This is a genomic window from Streptomyces sp. NPDC002886 (assembly GCF_042888445.1).
GTDB lineage: Bacteria > Actinomycetota > Actinomycetes > Streptomycetales > Streptomycetaceae > Streptomyces.
This window is the reverse complement of sequence record NZ_JBIAPV010000012.1, coordinates 96,317-117,016: the sequence shown is the minus strand read 5'-3', so window position 1 is coordinate 117,016 and position 20,700 is coordinate 96,317. Positions and strand designations below refer to the sequence as shown.

The following is a 20,700-nucleotide window of genomic DNA, read 5'->3' as shown; positions in this document are numbered from 1 at the left end:
GGAACGCACACGAAATGCCATTGCCCCGGCCACCGGGAGGGGGAGGCCAGGGCAATGCCGTCCGTGCGTGCCGGCTGGTTCGCAGCCGCGAGAACTACCTCGACGCCTCGACGAGGGCCACCGGAGCGGACGCCTCGACGGGGACGGAGGCGGAGTCGGCATCGTCCGCCCCGGCCCGGCCGCGCAGGCCGAAGGCGCTGATGAAGGCGGCGACGAGGGCGGCGACCAGCGGCACGACCAGGGCGGCCTGGTAGCCGTCGAGGAGGGCGGCCGGGGACGTACCGTCCGTGGCGCCGATGTTGACGGCGGCGACCGAGGACAGGCCGAGCGCGGCACCGAACTGGAAGGACGTGTACAGCAGACCGCCGGCGACGCCCTGCTCCTCCTCGGCGAAGCCGTCGGTGGCCACGATGGTGAGCGGTCCGTAGGCGAGGGAGAAGGCCAGGCCCAGGATGATCAGGCTCGGGAACATCGCCAGGTACGTCCAGTCCGCGCCGATCGGCAGGAACAGGGCGTAGGACAGGGCCGCGAGGAGCAGACCGCCGAAGATCACCCGGGCGTTGCCGAACCTGGCCACGAGCTTGGGAGTGAGGGTGGGAGAGAGGATCGCGTCCACACCGATGACGATGAGGGCGAAACTGGTCTGCAGGGTCGACCAGCCGCGCAGCTCCTGCAGGTAGAGCACCGCGATGAACTGGAAGCCGAAGAAGCCCGCGGCGAAGAGCATGCCGGCCAGGTTCGCGCGGACCAGCGAGCCGCTGCGGAAGATGCCCAGGCGCACCAGGGGCGAGGCCGACTTCCGCTCGATGGCGAGGAAGGCGAGGAAGAGGACCAGGCCGGCCCCGATCGTGGCGGCCGTCACGGCCGCGGAGGCGTGGGTGGCGCGCTCGACGCCGAAGACGAGGAGCAGGATGCCGCCGGTGACGGTGATCGCGCCCGCCAGGTCGACGCCCTGGCCCGTACGGTCCGGGCGCGCCGACTTGGGGATGAGCGCGAGCGCGGCGATGAGGATGAGGAGCGAGAGGACGACCGGCGCGAAGAAGACCCAGCGCCAGTTGACGGCGGCCAGCAGACCGCCGACGACCAGGCCGATGGAGAAGCCGCCGGCCGCGGTGCCGGAGTAGACGAGCAGGGCCTTGTTGCGCTGCGGGCCCTCGGCAAAGCCGGTGGTGATGATGGACAGACCCGCCGGGGTCATGAAGGCGGCGGCCACACCGGTGACGAAGCGGGCGACGATCAGCATCCAGCCTTCGGTGGCGAAACCGCCCAGGCCGGAGAAGAGCAGGAAGACCACGAGCCAGAAGACGAACATCTGGCGGCGCCCGAAGAGGTCGGCGGCCCGGCCGCCCAGCAGCATGAAGCCGCCGTAGCCGAGCACGTAGGCGCTCATCACCCACTGGAGCATGCCGGTGGACATGTCCAGGTCCTCGCGGATCGAAGGCAGGGCCACGTTGAGCATGGCCACGTCGATGCCTTCGAGGAAGATCGCGCCACACAGCACGAACAGCACGCCCCACGCGCGCCCGCTCATGCGGTCGGTGCCGCTGCCTGACGGCGATTGCAGTGTGGACACAGAATTTCTCCTTGAACGCGAAGGAATAACGAGAGGGAACCATCCGCATTGTTGTGACGGGCGCGTGGCGTTCCCTTGAAGTCCGGTTAAGAACCCGGCCGTCTCGGACGGCTTGCAAAGAAGCAATTCGGTTCCCACTTGTAACCACTGGCAGCATGCGGCACCGTTGGGGGCTATGGAAGAAGGCACTTTAAAGTCACCGAGTCACTGCACGGGTACCGACCAGGACTACGACATCCACCAGTGGGACGCCCGCGAAGGGTGCGAGGTGCGGCAGATCCTCGACCGTGTCGCCGACAAGTGGTCGCTGCTCGCCATAGCGCACCTGGAGCGCCAGACCCTGCGCTTCTCCGAACTACGCCGACGCATCGAGGGCATCAGCCAGCGCATGCTGACGGTGACGCTGCGCCAGCTCGAACGGGACGGCCTGGTGAAGCGGACGGTGCACCCGGTCGTTCCGCCGCGCGTGGACTATGAACTCACTCCGCTCGGAGCGACCCTGCACACCACGATCCGGGCGCTGGTCGACTGGACCGAAGCCCACCAGGAGGAGATCTCCAAGGCCCGGTCCGAGTACGACGGCCGGCTGGACGCCTTGGAAACGGCCTCCTGACTCCGGCGATCCGAGGTACCGGCCCGCCCGCCCCGTGTCACGGGGCGGGCGGGCCGATTTTTTTTCGAGTCCCGTACAACCGTTGTCCAGGGTCGTGGGTCCTCCTTCTGTAGCGCCTGGTGCGCTCGCTTCGTTTGCGTCTCTGAGGGAGAACCGTCAGTGCTCCAAGCCCGATCGACCCGGCGTCCGGTGCTGTTGGCCGCCACCACCACCGTCCTTGCCGTCACGCTCGGCGTGGTCGCGCCCGTCGCCGGTGACACGGGAGCCGCGTACGCGGTCGGCGGGGTGGCCGCCTCGGCCGCCCCGGTGCCGTTCCTCAAGGGGTCGGTGGTGACGGGGGCCGGGCTGACCGGGTTCGTGTCGCGGCCGAAGGACGCCTGGGGTGACAACCGGTGGACCCGGTACTCCGACGGGTCCTCGAAGTGGCTTCAGGACGCGACCAAGCTGCGCTCCTCGCGGACCGCGGACTATCTGGTCACCTACACCAGCTCCTCCGTGGTGTCGGAGAACCTGTCGACGAAGGCCGAGCTGCGCCTCCCGATGGGGGAGAGCGACACTGCCACGTACCTCGGGTCGGCGGGCAACGCCCTGTTCACCCTGACCGGTGACGGAAGCACGGTGCAGATGCACCGGCACGCCACGGAGGGCGGCACGGTGCCCGTCACCGGGCTGCCGGAGGGTGCGGTCGGCGTCGGCGTCGCTCCCGGAACCCCGGAGCATGCCCTGGTGACGTTCAGGGTCGGTACGGCCGCGAAGTGGGGGCTGGTCGACCTTGCCACCGGCGCCGTCAGCGGGATCCGCACGCGGACCACGCGGGCTTCCGAGGGCGCCCTGGCCGTCTCTCAGACGCACGTCGCCTGGACGGAGACGGAGCTCGGCGGGACGGACAGTCCGGCGCTGTTCCTGCTGGACCGGTCGTCGGGGGCGGTCCAGCAGGTCCCGGTCCCGAAGGCGTGGACGAGCAACCTGCAGATCGGCCTGGTCGGCGGCTGGGTGGTGTACGGCGAGGCGGGCGGCATCGCCAACGGTGACAGCAATCCGCTGTACGCCCTGAGCGCCTACGACCCGGCGACGAAGAAGACGGTGAAGCTGCTCGACCACCTCACCTCGCTCGCCGCTTCCCCCGACGCCCTGTACGTACGGGGCGGCACCCTCGCCCAGGGCGAGGGTCTGTACAAGCTCACGCCCGGCGCGGGCGGCGCGGCCCCGGTCGTCGACATGACGGCGAGCACCGGCGAGCCGACCCGTGTCGTCATCGAGGGCAACGACGTCCCCGCCGTCGTCGACCTCGACCGGAACGGCGGGAAGGCGAATCTCAGCTGGCAGCTCTCCCGCAGCAGCGTGGACGTGAAGCTCACCCTGCGGCACGTCCGGACCGGAAAGACCCGGGAGTTCGGCGTCACCCACCCGGAGAGCCGCACGGTGACGTTCGCCTGGGACGGCACGATCGGGACGGACTCCACCAGCGCGTACAACGGCGCGTACACCTGGGAGATGACCGCGGCTCCGATCAACGGCATCGGTCCGTCCACCTCCGCGTCGGGCACCTTCCAGGTCGCCCGCAAGACCGTGCCGCACGACTTCGACGACAACGGCAGCGCGGACGTGCTCGACCGGGACTCCGCCGGCCGGCTGTGGCTGAGCGACACCGCGTACTACAAGGAGTACGGCCAGCTGACGGCCCAGTCGCGCCGGCTGATCGGCTCGGGCTGGAACGTCTACGACCGGATCGAGGCGACGGGGAACATCGGCGGGACGGCGGTCGGCGACCTCGTGGCCCGCGACAAGACCGGCGTGCTGTGGCTCTACCAGGGCAACGGCCGGGGCGGGTTCGCGGCGCGCACGAAGGTCGGCGCCGGCTGGAACACGTACGAGCGGATCGCCGCGGGCAGCGACCTGAACGGGGACGGGCGGCCCGACCTGCTCGCCACCGACAAGGCCGGCGTGCTCTGGTACTACAAGGGCACCGGCTCGGCCACCGCCCCCTTCGCCCCCCGTACGAAGATCGGCGGCGGCTGGCAGAACTTCAACGACCTGACGGCCGTCGGGAACATCGCGGGCGGCTCGGCGGGCGACCTGCTGGCCCGGGACAAGGCCGGGGTCCTGTGGCTGTACCTGGGCAAGGGCGACGGCACGTTCACGGCGCCGACGCGGATCGGCGCCGGCTGGGGGCAGTACCAGCACCTCGTCGCCATCGGCGACGGAGACCGCGACGGCCGCCCCGACCTGGTCGCGCTCGGGCCGACCGGCGGATACCTCTACGGCGGCACCGGCTCGTGGCGGGCTCCGCTGCGGGCGAGGCAGTCGGCCTCGCTGCCCTACGTCGGCGACGCGGGACATCACGTCGTCTGACGCTTGAACTTCTCGGACGCCCTGGCCCGGTCCCCGTGGGACCGGAAGCGGAGGGCTGTCGGAGGGCCATGAGAATGTGGATCTTCGGGCGCGGTGGGACATCCCGCCGCCCCGCACTGAGCAGGGGGAATTGCATGAATTCAGTTGGACGTCGCGGGCTGGTCGCGGCAACCGCACTCGCGGTCGCGATGGGCGTCATGGCGGGTTCGGCGTTCGCCGCCGGGGACCCGGCCGCGGCCGAGGCGGTACGGAAGGCCAAGCAGGTCCAGCAGCAGGCGCCGGCGAAGCGTGCCGCCGTGACGGTGGAGACGCCCACCTTCCCGCTGCTCGGGGTGAACAAGAAGAACGCGCAGCTGGACGTGTTCGGCCCGAACGGCAAGGGCGGCTTCGCGCCCGCGCTGAACGTGCCCAACGACTATTCGGGGTTGTCCGACTTCATCGACGTGGACAACGACAAGGACGGTTTCAGCGACGGGACCTGGGTCGCCGAGAAGAGCGGCCGGCTGTCCTACGCCTGGGTCGACAGCGCGGACGACTACCACGAGAAGCAGGTCGGGACCGGCTACCACATCTACGCCGGGAAGCTCCTGTCGCCGGGTCAGCTCGGCGGGGGCGCGTCAGCCGACCTGCTGGGTGTCGACAAGGCGGGCGTGCTGTGGGAGTACCTGGCCTACCCGAACGGGTCGCTCACGTCCCGGACCAAGATCGGCGCCGGCTGGGGCCAGTACTCCCAGATCGCCGGACAGGGCGACCTGACCGGTGACGGCAAGGCCGACATCGTCGCCCGGGACACCTCCGGCGTGCTGTGGCTGTACAAGGGCACCGGCAACTACGCGGCGCCCTTCGCCGCTCGCACGAAGATCGGTGCGGGCTGGAACACCTACAACCGCCTCGTGTCGATCGGTGACCTGGACGGGGACGGCAAGAGCGACCTCGTCGCACGGAAGTCGACCGGCGAGCTGTACCGGTACTCGGGCACGGGCAGCGCCTCGGCGCCGTTCCAGAAGCCGGTGAAGATCGGCAGCGGCTTCCAGGTCTACAACATCCTCTAGGGGCTGGGACGGACCATCGGCAGTGGGCACGCCCTGAAGGGGGCCGCCCCGGCAGCGTGTCTGCCGGGGCGGCCCCCTTCGGGGTGGTGCGGGTCTGTTCGGTGGGGCGGGGGATCAGGCGTTCTTCCAGACCGGCGCGGTCTGGTGGGCGAAGCCGTAGATGAAGTTGGAGAGGGTGCCGTTCGCGTTCAGGACGACGATGGTGTTGTTGTCCTGGAGGATCACGGACTTGCCCTTGGCGAAGTAGGTCCAGTTGGTCCAGCTGCCGTGCGAGGTCAGCTGTACGCCGTACAGGCCGTCCTTCTTGACCAGGCGGACCTTCTCGGTGCCCGCGAGCTTGTAGACGCCGAGCTTCGGGGAGGTGGTGGTGGCGCCGGTCCAGCTGTGGATCCCGCCGTCGACGGTGAGGCTGATGTAGCGCTCGCCGACCTTGCGGACGTCCTGGTAGGCGTTGCCCATCGGGTGCAGGAAGCCCACGCGCTTGCCGTTCTCGATGATGTACGAGCTGAAGACCTGCGGGCCGGCCTTGTACGTCTTGACCGTCACGCCGCCGTACTTCGTCGTGGAGTAGAGGCTGCCGGCGGTGTTGCAGTCCTTGGGCAGCTTCGGGAACGCGACGGCGGTCCACGGCGTGTCACCGCCCTGGGTGCGGTGCTTGAAGACCGGCGCGGTGGACAGTACGCCGTCGATCCGCAGGCCCGCGGAGAGGTCCAGCGGCTTGGACTGGTCGACCGTGCCCAGCACCTTGCCGCTCTCGTCGCGCAGCTGCGCCTTGGCGCCGGTGTGGGCGCTGTTGGTCAGCTTGACCGTCAGGCCCGCGAACACGGACGGGATCACCTTGGTCTTGACGCAGTTCTCGGCGATCACCTCGGTGCGCGCGGGCGAACCCTGCTCGGCCGGGGAAGAGGCCGCGAACGCCGTGGCGGGGACGGCGATCACCGCGCCGAAGAGGGCGAGGGCGGCGGTGGTGGCGCGGAGGGCGGTGCGCATGACGACTCCTTGAAGCGGTGCTGTGGATGTAAGGAGAGCCGTATGCCGTGGTCTCTTCCGGTGGAGGCCGTCGAGTTCGGGCTGCTGGCTGCAGACAGAAAACTAGTGATCTTGTGTGGGTGGAACGGTCCGGTCCGCGTCACAGGCGTGTGACAGGCCGCCCCGAGTCGTCCGCCGTACAACCATGCCGCGGGGAGGTGAGTCTTGCTGCTGCGGGCGGGAACGCCCCCGACGGAGGAAGTTCATGCGTATGCGTATGCGTATGCGTTTTGCAGTGGCGGCGGCCCTGTGTGCCGCCGTGTCCAGTGGACCGGACTTCGCGCAGCCCGTGGCGGCCCCCGGGGGCGCGCTGCCGGGCGACTTCAACGGCGACGGCTATCCCGACGCGGTGATCGGCGCCGCGCAGGCGAAGGTGAACGGGGTTCAGTCGGCGGGGTACATGACCACGCTGAACGGGTCGGCCCGTGGTCTGACCACGAGCGGGGGCAAGGTGGTCAGCCGGGCCAATGTCGCCGGGGACCCGTTGACCAGGGAGGCCTTCGGCACCCTGCTGGGCGGCTCCGGAGACCTGCACGGCGACGGGTTCGCGGATCAGGTCGTCAACGCGCAGGGGTATCCGCACGTGACGATCGTGTGGGGCGGCAAGAGCGGTCTGTCCGGCGGTACCCGGGTGCGCGGCCCCCATCCCCTGACTCCGGCCGTGGAGCAGTCCGGCGTGGCGGACATCAACCACGACGGCAAGGCCGACGTGGTGGTGCGGGGCAGTACGGCCGCGGTGGAGGGCCGTGCCTCGAAGAAGACGATCGCCCTCTTCCCGGGCTGCAAGGCCGGTCTGGCCTACGCCGGGCAGCCCTTCGGTGAGATCTCCGCCAACGATGTCGCCCTCGGCGACCTGAACCACGACGGCTACGGCGACTTCGTCGCCGGCATGGCCCTCACCGACCGCGTGCCCGGCGGGCTCGGCGGGACCGTCGCCGTCGCCTACGGCGGCCCGCAGGGGGTGAGCGCCACGCTCAAGCCCAGGAGGTTCACCCAGGACACGCCCGGGGTTCCGGGCGCGGGCGAGGAATCCGACAGGTTCGGCTGGGACGTCGCCGTGGGTGACACCGATGGGGACGGGTACGCGGACATCGGGGTCGATGGAGAGACCGGCGCCGACACCACGGCCACCAAGCAGGCGGGCGCCGTGACGATTCTTCGGGGCAGCGCCAGTGGTGTCACGACCATCGGCGCGTACCGGGACAACGACTACGCCGGGCGGGCCTGGGTCCTGAAGGGGACGCCCGGCGGCATCACCGGCACCGGCTCCATCAGCTTCACCGGCACCTCCTTCGGCGCCCCCCAGGGCCAGGACTGGTACGGCGCCGCGATATCCGACTGACGTCGCGTCATCGCACCGCCGGGGCGGCGCGTTGGCGGAGCGGCGGGTACGCCTGAGGGGGTGGTGGCGCCGCTGCGCCACCACCCCCTCGTGTCAGTTCACGGCGTGTCGCGTCAGCGGAGGCCGGCCTGGTTGCGGGTGGTGAGCTTGCCGTTCTCGAAGAGGAAGCTCGCGACGCCGAAGGTGCTGGCCTGCTCGCAGTCGTAGATCGAGATGCTGTCCGTGCGGGACAGGGACTGGGCGACGCGCACGCAGGTGCCCTTGCCGGCGATCTCGTGCATCTGGGTGATGGTGCTGCCGACCTTGATCTTGCCGTACTTGGTCTTGGTCATCTTGCCGTTGGACTCGACGCCGTCCAGGTAGACCTGGCCCTTGATCTCCAGCTTGCCGTTCACGAAGTCGAACGAGGCGCTGCTGTAGGGCTTGTTGCCCTTGCACTCGTAGTGCCGGTAGGAGATGCCGCCGGAGCTGTCACTGCTCTTGAGCTTGCAGGCGCCGCTGTCGGCGATGCTGTGCATGTTGGACGTGGTGGTGCCGAGCTTGATCAGGTCGTACTCGGCCTTGCTGATGGTGGCGGTGGTGGCGGCGCTGGCGCTCGGCGCGGCGACGAAGGCCAGGCCGGCGGCCAGAACGGGCGCGGCGAAAAGGTGCATGCGGGACATCGGGATTCCCCCCAGAATCAACGTCCTGCCTCTGCGGGACGTTGATCATGGTGCCAAACCCGGGCACATGCGTGGAAGTCCCGGACCGTTGCATTTTCAACACGAGGGTTGACCTGCCCCACCGTCACCACCCGTCACCGCGGGCACATGGGGGGGGTGTTGCCGTCGCCACCGGGGACATGGGTGCGAAGAGGCTCCGTATAGCTGCGTCCTAGCTCCGCGATATCGCGCCCCGCGACTCTGGGCCGCGTCGGCGCCGGGACGTCCCCGGCGCCCTTCTCCCCGGAGGACTCTGATGCGCCGTCGACTCATGACCGTGATAGCCGCTTCCGCCGCCGCCCTCATCGCGCTGGCCACCCCCGCCTCCGCCGCCCCCGCCGACAAGGCGCAGGTCCTGAGCGGTTGGACGCAGACCAGCGCGTCGAGCTACAACTCCTGGCTGTCGGCCCGCGGCAACCAGGGCGCCTGGTCGGCCTACGGGTTCAACTGGTCGACCGACTACTGCTCGACCTCCCCTGACAACCCGTTCGGCTTCCCCTTCCAGACCGCGTGCGCCCGCCACGACTTCGGCTACCGCAACTACAAGGCGGCCGGCACGTTCAGCGCGAACAAGTCGCGGCTCGACGACTCCCTCTACTCCGACCTCAAGCGCGTGTGCTCCCGGTACTCGGGCGTCTCGAAGGCCTCGTGCGACTCGACGGCCTGGACCTACTACCAGGCCGTCAAGGCCTTCGGGAACAGCGCCGCCGTGGACGGCGGCGCCGTCGCCTGACCGGCAGGATCGGCAGGATCCGCAAGCGACGGCCTAGGCGGCCCGGTCGGCGGTGGCCGGCGCCCCGGCGTGCCGGGTCTCCAGCTCGCGCAGGCGCGCCGCGCCGCCCGACTTGAGGTGCAGGCCGTACGAACCGGGCTTGCCCGCCTCGTCCGCCAGGTGCTTGGGGATGACCTTGCAGACCAGTTCCTTGAGCTTCGCGCCCGGACGGCCGTCGATGTTGAACCAGACGGCGACGTCCGCCCGGTTGGCGAACTGGAAGATGCCCGCGTTCCGGCCCAGGCTGATGCACTGCGCGGCGAACGGCCGGTTCAGGGTCGCCGGCGCCTCGTCCGCGATCCGGCTCAGGACGGTGTCGGCGGCGCGTGCGCCCATCGGCATCGCGGCCTGGCAGCTCATCCGCAGCGGCACGCCCGAGGGGGCCGCCGAGTCGCCCGCCGCGACGATGCGTACGTCGTCCACGCTGGTCAGCGTCTCGTCCGTGAGGAGGCGGCCCATCAGGTCCGTGGTCAGACCGCTGCGTACGGCCAGGTCCGGCACGCTGAAGCCGGCGGTCCAGACGGTCACCGCACCGGGCAGCTCCCGGCCGTCCGCGAGCCGCACGGCGTCGCGGGTCACCGCCGTCACCTTGCTGCCGGGGCCGTCGACGACGCTCACCCCGAGGCGAGCGAGCCGTGCGGCGACCGAGCGGCGGCCGCGGGCGTGCAGGTACGGGCCGAGGACCCCGCCGCAGACCAGGGTCACGGTGCGGCCCTGCTCGGCCAGTTCGGCCGCCGTCTCGATGCCCGTCGGGCCGGCCCCCACCACCGTCACCGCGGCAGTCGACGGCGCGGCGTCCAGGGCGGGGCGCAGCCGCTGCGCGTCCTCCAGCGTCGCGATCGGGTACGCGTACTCGGCCGCTCCGGGGACGCCCGGGTCGGCGCCGGCGCTGCCCACCGCGTAGACCAGGTAGTCGTAGCCGAGCGTGGCGCCCGAGTGCAGTACGAGGCTGCGGTCTTCGGCGTCGATCCGTGCCACCGCGTCGACGACCAGGGCGACCCCTTCGGCCAGGACGTCCCGGTAGGCGATGACCGCGGCGTCCGACCCGCCCACCAGCTGGTGCAGGCGGACCCGGTGAACGAAGTCCGCACGCGGATTGACCAGCGTCACCGTCACGTCGCCGCGCTGCGTCAGACGGTTCGCGGCCATGACGCCCGCGTATCCGCCGCCGATGACGACCACTTCGGTGTTCGCGTTCGTGTTCCGGTTCATCTTGTGTCTCCGTCGCTTCAAGGGGTTCTGGGCACAAGACACCGGCGCCCCGGCCCGTGTGACAGGTCCGCCCGTGTGACCCGCGCCACATCTCGCGGTCGGGGCCCGCCGGCGAACCGGCCGGCCCGTGGGCCTCGCGGGGGCCCCATGCGGACGCTGCCGGCGGCGCTGCCGCTCGCCCGGGGCGGAACAATCAGGCCCCTCCCATTCCGCCGAACGGGTTACGCGAGATGCTTCAATGACCACCGTCAGGGGCGGGATCGGATCATCAGGGAGCGGGCACGGAGATGCGTAAGTCGTATGTCGCGGCGCATGTTTACATGATCGTCGGAGTGCTCTCCGGGTTGTATTACCGCGAGCTGACCAAGATCAACGATTTCGAGGGCGAGACCCAGCTCGGCGTCCTGCACACCCACTTGCTCGCGCTGGGCATGCTGGTGTTCCTGATCGTCCTCGGCCTCGACAAGGTATTCGGACTCTCCGGGACGAAGCAGTTCACCTATTTCTTCTGGTTCTACAACGCCGGCCTCTCGATCACTTGCCTCAGCATGCTCTACCGGGGCACCCAGACCGTGCTCGGCCATGAGGTTCCCGAACTGTTCTCCCTGGTGGGAGGCTTGGGCCACATCATCCTGACGGTGGGGCTCGTCCTGTTCTTCATCCTGCTCGGCAACCGGCTCAAGGAACACGAGAGCGCCGCGCGGACCGAGAGCACCGAGCAGACCGAGCCGACCGAGCCGGTGAACAGCTCGATCTGACGGCCTTCTTACGGGGTGCGGGCCGCCGATCGAGCCGCGAGCGGGCTCAGGACCGGAGCGGGGTCCGCTGCCCGTCCAGCCAGCTCTGCCACGCGGCCGCGTGCAGCGGGGCGCCGGCCGGGAGGGAGCTGCCGGTCCAGGCGGTGACGGGGCGCAGCCCGTGGAGGGCGTTGGCCACCCAGACCTCGCGTCCGGCCAGCGCGGACAGCCGGCGCCGGGCGGGCCGTACGGTCACGCCCGTGCGCGCCGCCCGCTCCAGCAGCAGCGCGGCGGTGACCCCGGGGAGAACGGGGAGCTCGGCGGGCGGATGGCACAGGACGTCCTCCTCCCACCACAGGAGCGAGGAGTTGGCCGCTTCGAGCACCACCCCGTCCGCGGTGACCAGGAGCGCCTCGTCGGCCTCCGCCGCCGTGGCCCGGGAGCGGACGGCGGCCAGGGCGCCCAGGTCCGGCCCCTTGTGACGGGGCGTCCGGCGCGGGTCGCGTACGGCCAGCCCCCAGACCCTGGCCGTCGTGGAGAGCGCGGGCGCGGGGCGCAGCCGGTACAGCAGCCGGTGGCCGCCGGGCAGGACCGTGTCCGGGGTCGCGTCGGCGGTCGCGGTCTCCAGCTCGACGCGGGGGAACCAGTGGCCGGGCCCCCGGGGCAGCAGGGCGGCCATGCCGGTCCAGAAGGTGTCGAGGAGCGCGCCGGGCAGGCCGCCGGCCTCGGCGCAGGTCGCGGTGAAGCGGCGGCGGTGCCGGGCCAGGGCGCGGACCCGGCCGTCGGCGACGAGCCAGGAGTCCGCGGCGAGGAGCGTGCCGGGAGCGTCCGTCGCGGGAACCTCGCGCAGGGCCCCGTCCGGGGTGAGCGCGAAGAGCCGGTCGGCGGCCCGGACCGGCCCGGTCTGCCCGGTCGGCGCGGTCAACGGGACGCCGCGGGCTCGGTGGACGCCGCCCCGTCGCGGCCGGGGAAGCCCCTGCCGAGGAGGCGGAGCAGCGGGGTGGTCTTGGTGATGGTCTCCTCGTACTCGTCCGCCGGGTCGGAGAGCGCGACGATGGCGCCCCCGACGCCGTAGCGGATGCCCTCCTCGGTCACGACGGCGGTACGGATGACGATGCTGAGGTCGGCGCCGCCGCACAGGGAGAAGTAGCCGATCGCGCCGGAGTACACCCCGCGCGGGCCCTCCTCCAGTTCGTCGATGATCTGCATGGTGCGGATCTTGGGTGCGCCCGTCATGGAACCGCCCGGGAACGCGGTGCGTACGCACTCCACGGCGCTCACTCCGGGGCGCAGGGTGGCCCGTACGGTGCTGACGAGCTGGTGCACCGTGGCGAAGGTCTCCACGTCGAACAGCTTGGGCACGTGCACCGAGCCGACCTCCGCGCACCGGCCGAGGTCGTTGCGGACCAGGTCGACGATCATCAGGTTCTCGGAGCGGTCCTTCTCGTTGGTCCGCAGATCGGCGATCAGCGCCTCGTCCTCCCGCGCGGTGGCGCCGCGCGGCCGGGTGCCCTTGATCGGCTTGGACTCGGCCAGTCCCTCGGCGGTGACGCGCAGGAACCGCTCCGGCGAGGTGCTGAGGACGGCCAGGTCCCCGAAGAGGAGCAGCGAGGCGAACGGCGCCGGGCTGGTGCGGCGCAGGAAGCGGTACCCCTCCCAGGGGTCCACCTTCGCCTCGCTGCGCAGCTCGTTGGTGAGACAGACCTCGTAGGTCTCGCCCGCGGCGATGTCCTCCTGGCTGCGCCGGATGCGGTCCAGGTAGGCGTCCCGGTCGTGGCGCAGGCTCAGGTCGCCGGCGTCCACGGGCTGCGCGGGCACGTCGGCGTCCGCCGCCTTGCCGGCGAGGGCGCGCAGCCGCTCGGCGGTGGTGTGCAGCCAGGCGCGGGCGGAGGCGTCGAGGGCGAGCGCCTCGGCATCGTCCGCACCGGGGTCGGCGGGGGCCAGGGCGAGCAGGTGCGTGGTGCCGGTCAGGTGGTCGAAGGCCAGGGCGCGGGCGGCGAACACCATCGTGGCGTCGGGCTGCTCCGAGCGGTGCACGACCGGGCCCGCGCCGCACTGCGCCTTGAGTTCGTACCCGAGGTACCCGACCCAGCCGAGGGCGAAGTTGCAGGGGTTCTCGGCCCGGTCCGGCAGGTCCACCCGCAGGGACTTCAGGTCCTCGTCGATCCAGTCGAAGAAGGGGCTCCGCTCGACCTGCGCGCTGCGGACGCCGTCCCGCTCGGACACGACGGTGACCGTGCCGGCCGCGACGTCGGCCGTGGCCACGCGGGCCAGGTCGCCCGAGGCGTCCCCCATGATCGAGAAGCGTCCCGTGGCGCCGTCGCTGCGGCTGCTGTCGAGCCAGAAGGCGTGGTTCCCGCCGCGCAGCACCTCGTCGAAGACGATCTCGGGGTCCCATGCGGTGGGCAGCCGCTCGGTGAGGACGCGCAGGTGCCGGCCGGGGGCGGGGCGGGCGGGGGCGGCCTCGGGCGCTGCGGGTGCGAGCGGCCGCGCGGCGGGGTGCTCCTCCTGCCAGCGGGCCGTGAGCTCGCGGAAGTTGCGCATCATCAGCAGTCCGTGCTCGCTGCTGATGGATTCCGGGTGGAACTGCACGCCCCACAGCGGGCGTTCGCGGTGGCGCAGGCCCATGAGGAGGCCGCCCGGCGCCCACGCGGTGGCCTCGAAGACCTCCTCGGGCAGGTCTTCGACGGTGAGGGAGTGGTAGCGCACGACGTCGAAGGGCGAGGGGATCCCGGCGAAGAGGTCCGTCCCGGAGTGCTCCACGGGGGAGACCCGTCCGTGCCGGGGCTCGGGGGCCCGCCGGACGGAGCCGCCGCCGAGGTGGGCTATGCCCTGGTGGCCGAGGCACACGCCGAGGACCGGGCGGTCGGCCGCGCGGACGATCTCGGTGCAGACGCCGAAGTCCTCGGGGCGTTCGGGGGTGCCGGGTCCGGGAGACAGGACGACGTTGTCGAACCCCTCCAGCTGGCTGATTCTCCACCCCGGCTCGTCGTTGCGGATGACGACGGGCTCCTGCCCGTTGGCCTCCGCCAGGAGGTGGAACAGGTTGAAGGTGAAGGAGTCGTAATTATCCACCAGGAGAGTGCGCATGCTCACCTCACGAGGTCATGGAGGGACGGATTCGACAGCCGGATCCGATAGAAAGATCTGATGACTGAATTCCGGACGGACTACGCAGCCCGGGAAAGATCGCCTCGATGGCCTCCCGGATAAACCGGTCCCGCACACAGGCGCTACAGCCGGTCAATGGAACCCGACCCTGAGATCCCGATTCCCTGCCAGGGAAATCGGGGAATGCATGATCTCCCCGTTCAACACGGGCAGACCCTACAGGGAGTCCCTGTTCAGTCAAACATTTTCCGCCCCGCGAACCCGGCCTCACAAGGCAACCGGGGAGTAGGAATTCGCAATTCCGCAATACCGCTGTCGCGCTTTGCATATGACGCTTGACAGTCCCCGAGGGGTCCTTTCTATTATGCGGAACTGCTGAGCCAGTCAGGGCGAATCAGCAGCACAACGGGGCAGTGCGACGGGGAGATGTTTGTTCGTGATCAGCGATTTCGGGGGCCCCGGGCCCGGGACGGACGATCCGCTACAGCACGACGGAAACTGGGTCGACGAGCTGCTCCTGCACGCCGGCCACGACGACGCCGAGCCGGCCGTGCACATCGGCGAACGGCTGGATCGCGCCGGTTTCCGCCGCGAGGTCGGGGCCCGCCACGCGGAGCTGACGGAGGCCGGACTGCGCCGCGGCGGATCGGTCGCGCTCCAGCTGCCCCCCTCGCTCGCGCTGCTCACCCATCTGGTGGCCGCCTGGCGGACCGGGGCCCAGGTGATCCTCCTCGACCACCGGCTGACCGCCCACGAGAGCGACCGGGCACTGCGCCGGACGGCCCCTCAGTTCCTGGTCCGGCCGGCCGGACCGGTGCGCCTCGGCGTCCTGCGCGGCTTCCACGCGGTCGACGCCGTGGCCGAGCCGTACCCCGGGGGCCGCCCGGCCGCGAGCGGGCACGCGCTCGTCCAGCTCAGCTCGGGTTCCACCGGCCCCGCCAAGGTGATCGGGCGCACGGCCGCGGACCTCGCCGCCGAGGTCCACCGCTACACCCTGATCCCCGGCATGCCCCGGCGGGGCGACCGCATCGTGGTCCTCAACTCCCTGATCCACGCGATGGGGTTGATGGCGGGAATCCTGCACAGCCTGCACGCGGGCGTGGAGATCGTGCTGCCGGAGCGGATGAGCGCCGACGGCATCCTCGCCGCCGTGGCCGCGCGGACCGCGCCGACCGTGATCACGGGCGTGCCGTTCCACGCGCAGCTGCTGGCCTCGGTGTCCGCTCCCCCGCCGCTGCCGCACCTCGTCCGGGCCGTCTCCGCCGGCGAACCGGTGCGGCCCGGGGTCGCGGAGGCCTTCGCCGCGCGGTACCGCGTACCGCTGGGCGAGGTGTACGGGATGACGGAGACGGGCGTCCTCGCGGCCGACCTGTCCGGGTCCTCCCGGCCGGCCACGGGGCGTACGGCTCCGGGCATCGAGGCGAAGGTCGTGGACGGCGAACTCCTCGTACGGCGGCCCGTCAGCCCGTACCTCGGTCCGGCCGGTCCGGACCGCTGGGCGGACGGCTGGCTGCGCACCCGCGACGCCGCGACGCTCGACCCGCGGACCGGGCTGCTCGCCGTCGTGGGTCGGCTGGACTCCCAGGTGTCGGTCGGCGGGCTCAAGGTCGATCTCACGGAGCTCGAGTGGACCCTGTCCGAACTGCCCGGCGTGCGGGAGGCGGTGGTGGTCCACGACGGGGCCATCGAGGCCTACGCGGTCCTCGGCGAGGGGGTCACTGCGCGGGCCGTGGAGGCCCTGCTCGCCGAACGGGTGGCCGCCTTCAAGCTCCCGCGCCGCATCCATCCACTGGCCGCCCTGCCCCGGACGACCACCGGCAAGCCGGTACGGGACCCGGCCGCGCTGCGGGCCGCCACCGCTCTGGAACAGGTGTGAGCCCGGTGGAGCGGCGCGGGCACGGGACTTCAGCCCTCCACGCGGGTGACCGACACCGCGGCGCCCTCGGTGCCCGGGCCGCCGGCCACGCACAGGACGTAGCCCTCGGGGCCGTCGGGAACGGCGCTGGTCAGGCCCGCTCCCGGGAAGATCTCCCGCAGGGTCACCGGACGCCCGGCGGGCTCCGGCGGCAGGCCGGAGGCGGGCAGCGGAACCGGCCGCAGCCGGCCCCCGCCGGCCAGCCCGGTGCCGAGCACCTTGCCCAGTGCCTCCTTGTGCGTCCAGACCCACAGCAGGGCGCGGGCCCGCAGGGCGGGTACGTGGCCCTCGATCCAGCGGACGTCCTCCTCGCCGAACCACCGCCGGGCGAGGGCCACCGCCGGGAGCTCGCGGGCCGGTTCCACATCCACGCCCACGTCCCCGCCGGTGCAGACCGCGACGGCGGTCAGGCCGCGGGTGTGGCTCACGCTCACGTTCACCCGTACCGGCGGCCGCTGTCCGCGGTCCGCGGCGCAGGGCCGTGACACCACGTACGGCCGACCGCCCGGTTCCCTGGCCACGGCCAGGCCCTCGGGCCCGACGCCCAGGACCGCCGCCGCGGCCCGCCGCAGCAGCACGCGCGCGTGCTTGCGCTGGTCACCGACCGGGACCGCGAGCCACACCTCTACACCGGACACCGACACCCCCACTCGTCCCCGGTGCCCAGACACGTCCTGAACACCCATACGAACACTGATACAAGGAGCCGGTTGATGAGCACCCCTGTGCGCGCCTTCGTAGTGAACACCCTCGAAACCATGAACCTCGACACGGCCGGGGTCACGGACGCCACCCCGATCGGCGACGACGGCCTGGAGCTGGAGTCGCTCACCACCGCCGAACTCGTCATGCAGGTCGAGGAGGAGTACGGGGTCAAGTTCAGCGACGAGGACGTCGAGGCCCTGCAGACCCTGACCCTCGGCGAGTTCGTCGCCCAGGTCGAGCAGCGCCGGACCCAGGTCACGGCCCAGGCCGGCTCGGCGTGAGCGGCCGGTCCCCCGCCCCCGGCCGCCCGGAGGTGATCGCCCTGCTGGCCCAGCACGACGAGTGCGCCCCGGGCGACGTGGGAGAGCGCATCGATTCCCTGCAACTGGCCTGGCTCGTGCACGTGGTCGAGGAGCGTTACGGCATCCGGATCGACCTCGACGAGGAGCTGGAGGCCATGGACACGGTCGACGGCGCCGTCGCGGTGCTGGCCGGCGCCCTGGCGGCCCCCGCGGCGGGCGGGAGCGGTTCGTGACCGCGGCGGACCCGGCGGCCGACCGGACGGTCGTCATCACCGGGCTCGGCGTCACCAGCGCCTTCGGCCGCGGCGAAGAGGCCCTCGGGCGGGGACTGGCCGCCTCCCGGGCGGCGTTCGGGCCGCTCGGGCGCTTCGCCACGGACCGCTACCGCACGGGCGTCGCCGCCGCCCTGCCGGGCTCGCCCGACCTGGACGAGGAACTGCGCCGAGTCGTGGACGAGGCCTGCGAGCAGGCCGGTCTCTCGCCGGCGGAGCGGGCCCAGGCTCCGCTGCTGCTGGGCCGGCACGCCGATCCGGCGGTGGCCCGCGGGCCGCTGGCCGTGCAGGGCAAGTCGGCGATCTCGGACACGGCGGCCGCCCTGGCGCGGGCCTGCGGTCTGCTGGGCGCGGCCCGGACCTACACGAACGCCTGTGTGGCCGCGAGTACGGCGGTCTGCGAAGCGGCCGTTCGGATCCGCACCGGCCGCGAGGACCGCGTGGTCGTCTCCGCGGGCTACCTGGTGGACGAGGACAACTTCGCGCTGTTCTCCGCCGGGCGGGCGCTCTCCCCGGACGGCGTCCTGCGCTCCTTCAGCTCGGGTCGCAAGGGCCTGCTGCTCGGTGACGGGGTCGGCGCGGTGGTACTGGAGTCCGCGCGGGCCGCCGCCGCGCGCGGCGCCCGGCCGCTGGCCGTCCTGTCCGGCTGGGGCCTGGCCGGCGACGCCCACCACGTGTGCCGACCGCACCCCGAGGGGCTGGGCATGGCACGGGCCATCGGCGCCGCGCTGGACCGGGCCGGGCTGGCGCCCGCTGACATCGGGTACGTCAACGCCCACGGCACGGGCACGCCCGCCAACGACTCCTCCGAAAGCGCGGCCCTGCGGCTCGCCCTCGGGGAGGCCGTCGACGGCATCCCGGTGAGCTCCACGAAGTCCCTCCACGGACACTCCCTGGAGGCGTCCGGAATGCTCGAACTCGCCGTCACCCTGCTGGTCCTGCGCAGCGGGGAACTCCCCGTGAACGCGGGCTATTCGGGGCCCGACGACGCATGCCGCCTGGACCTGGTCCTCGGCTCGCCCCGCCGGGCGTCCCCCCGGCACGTCCTCAGCCTGAACGCCGCTTTCGGCGGGGCCAACACCGCATTGGTGGTGAGCGCGCCATGACCCTTTCCCCGACCCTCTCGCCTTGCCCCGCGGCAGCCGTGGAGGTCCTCGCCGCGGGCGTCTGGCCCGCCCCGGGCGACCCCGAACTGCCCGTACCGCTCGCCGGTTTCGCCGTCTCCTCCTTCAGCCCGATGGCCTCGGCGGCCGCCGACCGCTGCCTGGAGCAGGTCCACGGAGCTCCCGGCGCGGAGCCTGCCGGTCCCGGCACCCGGGAGCTCGTACGACGGGCCGGGCGCACCGCGATCGTGCTGGCCTCCCGGGGCGGCGACCTGGAGACCCACACGGCGACCGCCGTCGCCGTGGACGCCGGCCGGCCCGCGGCGCCCCTGCTGTTCTTCCAGTCCGTGCCCAACGCGGTGGTCGGCCACATCGCCAAGCGCTGGGGGCTCGCCGGTCCGGTGATCTGCTTCAGCCCCGACGCGGCGACCGCCGATCCGCTGGGCGAGGCCCTGGACGTCACCCGCTTCCTGGTCGCCGGGGGCGACGCCGACGAGGCCCTGCTGCTGCTCGTGGAGCAGGCGGGCGCGGACGGGGCGCCCGCGAGCGCCCGCGCCCTGCTCGTCCGGCCCGCGCCGGACGCCCGGGAGGCGTCATGAGGAGCGGGCTCCGGGAGCGGTACGACGTCTGGGTCACCGGGATCGGGCTGGTCACCCCGCTGGGGATCGGCGTACCGGCCTTCGTGGACGGGCTCGCGGCCGGACGCTCGGGTCTGCGCCGGCTGGAGGGCGAGGTGTGGGCCGCGACCGGCGCCGACGTGGCCGGGGTCGCCCCCGAGATCTCCGCCCTGGACCTGCTGCCGCGCGCCGAGGCGCGCTCGGTCGACCGCTTCGTGCTCATGGCGCTGGCCGCCGCCGACGAGGCCCTCGGCGACGCCAAGCTGACGGTGGGCCGGGACGTGGCGGCGGACCGGGTGGCGGTCGTGGTCTCCACCGGCGCCGGCGGGCTCGCGACCTACGAGGAGCAGGCCGTGGCCCGCGCCTCCCGGGGCCGGGCCGCGGTCAGCCCGTACCTGCTTCCCGGCATGCTGCCCAACATGGCGGCGGCCCGCATCGCGATGCGCCACGGCGTGCGCGGCCTCAGCAGCTCCATCGCCACGGCCTGCGCGGCGGGGGCGATGTCGGTGGCCGAGGGGCTGCGGCTGATCCGCGAGGGCACCGCGGACGTGGTGATCTGCGGGGGCACCGACACCGCGCTCGCCCCCTCCGTGGCCACGTCCTTCGGCAACGCCCGCGCGCTGGCCCGCGCCGGGACGGGCGATCCGGCGGCGGCCAGCCGCCCGTTCGACCTGGACCGGAGCGGTTTCGTGCTGGCCGAGGGCGCCGGAATCCTCGTCCTGGAGCGGGCCACCCACGCCCGCGCCCGCTCGGCGCACGCCCACGGGCGGGTACTGGGCTGGGGCGCGACCAGCGACGCCCACCACCCGACCTCGCCCCGGCCCGACGGCGCGGGCGCCGCGGACGCCATGCGGCTCGCGCTGGCGGACGCGGGGCTGGCGCCCCGGGACATCGGCTACGTCAACGCCCACGGCACCGCCACCAAGGCGGGCGACGTGGCCGAGGCGCGGGCCATCCGCACGGTGTTCGGCGAGGACGGGCCCCCGGTCAGCTCGGTCAAGGGCGCCATCGGCCATCTCCTGGGCGCCGCGGGCGCGGTGGAGGCGGCGGCGACCGTACTCGCCCTGCACCACCGGAGCCTCCCGGCGACGGCCAACCTCGACCGGCCGGACCCGGAGTGCGCGCTCGACCACGTCCGCGGCGCGCCCCGCGCGGCGGCGCCCGAGGCGGCGGTGTCCAACTCCTTCGCCTTCGGCGGCCACAACGTGAGCCTCGTGCTCGGCCGGGCCCCGGAGGCGGTCTGACCCGCCCGTCACCCGCTCCCCCACACCGGAACCACCGCACCAGCCGAA

At 72.2% G+C, this 20,700-nt stretch carries 19 protein-coding genes; 12 read left to right on the top strand and 7 right to left on the bottom strand.

Features of this window, described 5'->3' with window-relative positions; translation table 11 throughout:
- Window positions 1–94: 94 nt before the first annotated feature.
- Entirely contained in the window at window positions 95–1,531 is a 1,437-nt protein-coding gene (locus ACFYYB_RS36135) for an MFS transporter (protein WP_389441833.1), read from the bottom strand.
- A gap of 217 nt (window positions 1,532–1,748) precedes the next feature.
- On the opposite strand from ACFYYB_RS36135, the gene ACFYYB_RS36130 reads away from it, so the two are divergent.
- The 3 genes from ACFYYB_RS36130 to ACFYYB_RS36120 all read left to right on the top strand — a co-directional run bounded on the left by ACFYYB_RS36130 (window position 1,749) and on the right by ACFYYB_RS36120 (window position 5,590).
- Complete coding sequence (locus ACFYYB_RS36130) at window positions 1,749–2,186, top strand: winged helix-turn-helix transcriptional regulator (RefSeq protein ID WP_389441568.1); 438 nt, start codon at window positions 1,749–1,751, stop codon at window positions 2,184–2,186.
- A 159-nt stretch (window positions 2,187–2,345) separates the two neighbouring features.
- Window positions 2,346–4,538: an FG-GAP repeat domain-containing protein gene (locus ACFYYB_RS36125; RefSeq protein WP_389441565.1), complete on the top strand. Its 2,193-nt coding sequence runs from the start codon at window positions 2,346–2,348 to the stop codon at window positions 4,536–4,538.
- Window positions 4,539–4,672: 134 nt separating this feature from the next.
- Window positions 4,673–5,590: an FG-GAP repeat domain-containing protein gene (locus ACFYYB_RS36120; protein WP_389441563.1), complete on the top strand. Its 918-nt coding sequence runs from the start codon at window positions 4,673–4,675 to the stop codon at window positions 5,588–5,590.
- A 114-nt stretch (window positions 5,591–5,704) separates the two neighbouring features.
- Here the strand turns inward: ACFYYB_RS36120 and ACFYYB_RS36115 are convergent, their stop codons facing one another.
- On the bottom strand, window positions 5,705–6,580 hold the full coding sequence (locus tag ACFYYB_RS36115; RefSeq protein WP_389441561.1) for a hypothetical protein: 876 nt from the start codon (window positions 6,578–6,580) through the stop codon (window positions 5,705–5,707).
- Window positions 6,581–6,842: 262 nt separating this feature from the next.
- Here ACFYYB_RS36115 and ACFYYB_RS36110 point away from each other — a divergent pair, with 262 nt between their 5' ends.
- Window positions 6,843–7,961: an FG-GAP repeat protein gene (locus tag ACFYYB_RS36110; protein ID WP_389441559.1), complete on the top strand. Its 1,119-nt coding sequence runs from the start codon at window positions 6,843–6,845 to the stop codon at window positions 7,959–7,961.
- A gap of 113 nt (window positions 7,962–8,074) precedes the next feature.
- On the opposite strand, the gene ACFYYB_RS36105 is transcribed toward ACFYYB_RS36110, so the two are convergent.
- Entirely contained in the window at window positions 8,075–8,623 is a 549-nt protein-coding gene (locus ACFYYB_RS36105; protein ID WP_389441557.1) for a hypothetical protein, read from the bottom strand.
- 295 nt (window positions 8,624–8,918) lie between these two features.
- On the opposite strand from ACFYYB_RS36105, the gene ACFYYB_RS36100 reads away from it, so the two are divergent.
- Window positions 8,919–9,395 (top strand): phospholipase, encoded by a 477-nt coding sequence (locus ACFYYB_RS36100; protein WP_389441555.1) that lies wholly within the window; start codon window positions 8,919–8,921, stop codon window positions 9,393–9,395.
- Window positions 9,396–9,428: 33 nt separating this feature from the next.
- On the opposite strand, the gene ACFYYB_RS36095 is transcribed toward ACFYYB_RS36100, so the two are convergent.
- Complete coding sequence (locus ACFYYB_RS36095) at window positions 9,429–10,646, bottom strand: NAD(P)/FAD-dependent oxidoreductase (RefSeq protein ID WP_389441553.1); 1,218 nt, start codon at window positions 10,644–10,646, stop codon at window positions 9,429–9,431.
- Between the two features lie 287 nt (window positions 10,647–10,933).
- Here ACFYYB_RS36095 and ACFYYB_RS36090 point away from each other — a divergent pair, with 287 nt between their 5' ends.
- Window positions 10,934–11,404 carry a DUF2871 domain-containing protein gene (locus tag ACFYYB_RS36090; protein ID WP_389441550.1) on the top strand — a complete coding sequence of 157 codons (471 nt, stop codon included), beginning with the start codon at window positions 10,934–10,936 and terminating at the stop codon, window positions 11,402–11,404.
- Window positions 11,405–11,450: 46 nt separating this feature from the next.
- Here ACFYYB_RS36090 and ACFYYB_RS36085 read toward each other — a convergent pair whose 3' ends face one another.
- Together ACFYYB_RS36085 and pabB are read right to left on the bottom strand one after the other, a co-directional pair.
- The gene (locus tag ACFYYB_RS36085; protein ID WP_389441547.1) at window positions 11,451–12,308 is read right to left on the bottom strand and encodes an aminotransferase class IV; all 858 of its coding nucleotides are present in this window, start codon (window positions 12,306–12,308) and stop codon (window positions 11,451–11,453) included.
- Window positions 12,305–14,473, bottom strand: coding sequence for an aminodeoxychorismate synthase component I (pabB, locus tag ACFYYB_RS36080; RefSeq protein ID WP_389441544.1), 2,169 nt, complete (start codon window positions 14,471–14,473; stop codon window positions 12,305–12,307). The genes ACFYYB_RS36085 and pabB overlap by 4 nt, the downstream gene beginning before the upstream one ends.
- 457 nt (window positions 14,474–14,930) lie before the next feature.
- On the opposite strand from pabB, the gene ACFYYB_RS36075 reads away from it, so the two are divergent.
- Window positions 14,931–16,370 carry a class I adenylate-forming enzyme family protein gene (locus tag ACFYYB_RS36075; protein ID WP_389441541.1) on the top strand — a complete coding sequence of 480 codons (1,440 nt, stop codon included), beginning with the start codon at window positions 14,931–14,933 and terminating at the stop codon, window positions 16,368–16,370.
- A gap of 29 nt (window positions 16,371–16,399) precedes the next feature.
- Here the strand turns inward: ACFYYB_RS36075 and ACFYYB_RS36070 are convergent, their stop codons facing one another.
- A complete protein-coding gene (locus ACFYYB_RS36070; RefSeq protein WP_389441539.1) occupies window positions 16,400–17,047 on the bottom strand; it encodes a 4'-phosphopantetheinyl transferase family protein in 648 nt (215 codons plus the stop codon).
- A 75-nt stretch (window positions 17,048–17,122) separates the two neighbouring features.
- Between ACFYYB_RS36070 and ACFYYB_RS36065 the strand changes: the two genes are divergently transcribed.
- Genes ACFYYB_RS36065 through ACFYYB_RS36045 form a run of 5 tightly spaced genes read left to right on the top strand, consistent with a single transcriptional unit; the run spans window position 17,123 to window position 20,652 of the window.
- Window positions 17,123–17,395: an acyl carrier protein gene (locus ACFYYB_RS36065; protein WP_389441537.1), complete on the top strand. Its 273-nt coding sequence runs from the start codon at window positions 17,123–17,125 to the stop codon at window positions 17,393–17,395.
- A complete protein-coding gene (locus tag ACFYYB_RS36060) occupies window positions 17,392–17,649 on the top strand; it encodes an acyl carrier protein (RefSeq protein ID WP_389441535.1) in 258 nt (85 codons plus the stop codon). Before ACFYYB_RS36065 ends, ACFYYB_RS36060 begins: the two co-directional genes overlap by 4 nt.
- Complete coding sequence (locus ACFYYB_RS36055; protein WP_389441533.1) at window positions 17,646–18,794, top strand: beta-ketoacyl-[acyl-carrier-protein] synthase family protein; 1,149 nt, start codon at window positions 17,646–17,648, stop codon at window positions 18,792–18,794. The genes ACFYYB_RS36060 and ACFYYB_RS36055 overlap by 4 nt, the downstream gene beginning before the upstream one ends.
- Entirely contained in the window at window positions 18,791–19,390 is a 600-nt protein-coding gene (locus ACFYYB_RS36050) for a hypothetical protein (RefSeq protein WP_389441531.1), read from the top strand. The genes ACFYYB_RS36055 and ACFYYB_RS36050 overlap by 4 nt, the downstream gene beginning before the upstream one ends.
- Window positions 19,387–20,652 carry a beta-ketoacyl-[acyl-carrier-protein] synthase family protein gene (locus tag ACFYYB_RS36045; protein ID WP_389441528.1) on the top strand — a complete coding sequence of 422 codons (1,266 nt, stop codon included), beginning with the start codon at window positions 19,387–19,389 and terminating at the stop codon, window positions 20,650–20,652. Before ACFYYB_RS36050 ends, ACFYYB_RS36045 begins: the two co-directional genes overlap by 4 nt.
- The last annotated feature ends 48 nt before the right edge of the window (window positions 20,653–20,700 follow it).

Bases quoted from the DNA above. Each gene is read 5' to 3' on its own strand.
- ACFYYB_RS36135 (WP_389441833.1), bottom strand. From the start codon at position 1,531: ATGAGCGGGCGCGCGTGGGGCGTGCTGTTCGTGCTGTGTGGCGCGATC.
- ACFYYB_RS36130 (WP_389441568.1), top strand. From the start codon at position 1,749: ATGGAAGAAGGCACTTTAAAGTCACCGAGTCACTGCACGGGTACCGAC.
- ACFYYB_RS36120 (WP_389441563.1), top strand. From the start codon at position 4,673: ATGAATTCAGTTGGACGTCGCGGGCTGGTCGCGGCAACCGCACTCGCG.
- ACFYYB_RS36115 (WP_389441561.1), bottom strand. From the start codon at position 6,580: ATGCGCACCGCCCTCCGCGCCACCACCGCCGCCCTCGCCCTCTTCGGC.
- ACFYYB_RS36110 (WP_389441559.1), top strand. From the start codon at position 6,843: ATGCGTTTTGCAGTGGCGGCGGCCCTGTGTGCCGCCGTGTCCAGTGGA.
- ACFYYB_RS36105 (WP_389441557.1), bottom strand. From the start codon at position 8,623: ATGTCCCGCATGCACCTTTTCGCCGCGCCCGTTCTGGCCGCCGGCCTG.
- ACFYYB_RS36100 (WP_389441555.1), top strand. From the start codon at position 8,919: ATGCGCCGTCGACTCATGACCGTGATAGCCGCTTCCGCCGCCGCCCTC.
- ACFYYB_RS36095 (WP_389441553.1), bottom strand. From the start codon at position 10,646: ATGAACCGGAACACGAACGCGAACACCGAAGTGGTCGTCATCGGCGGC.
- ACFYYB_RS36090 (WP_389441550.1), top strand. From the start codon at position 10,934: ATGCGTAAGTCGTATGTCGCGGCGCATGTTTACATGATCGTCGGAGTG.
- pabB (WP_389441544.1), bottom strand. From the start codon at position 14,473: ATGCGCACTCTCCTGGTGGATAATTACGACTCCTTCACCTTCAACCTG.
- ACFYYB_RS36065 (WP_389441537.1), top strand. From the start codon at position 17,123: ATGAGCACCCCTGTGCGCGCCTTCGTAGTGAACACCCTCGAAACCATG.
- ACFYYB_RS36050 (WP_389441531.1), top strand. From the start codon at position 18,791: ATGACCCTTTCCCCGACCCTCTCGCCTTGCCCCGCGGCAGCCGTGGAG.
- ACFYYB_RS36045 (WP_389441528.1), top strand. From the start codon at position 19,387: ATGAGGAGCGGGCTCCGGGAGCGGTACGACGTCTGGGTCACCGGGATC.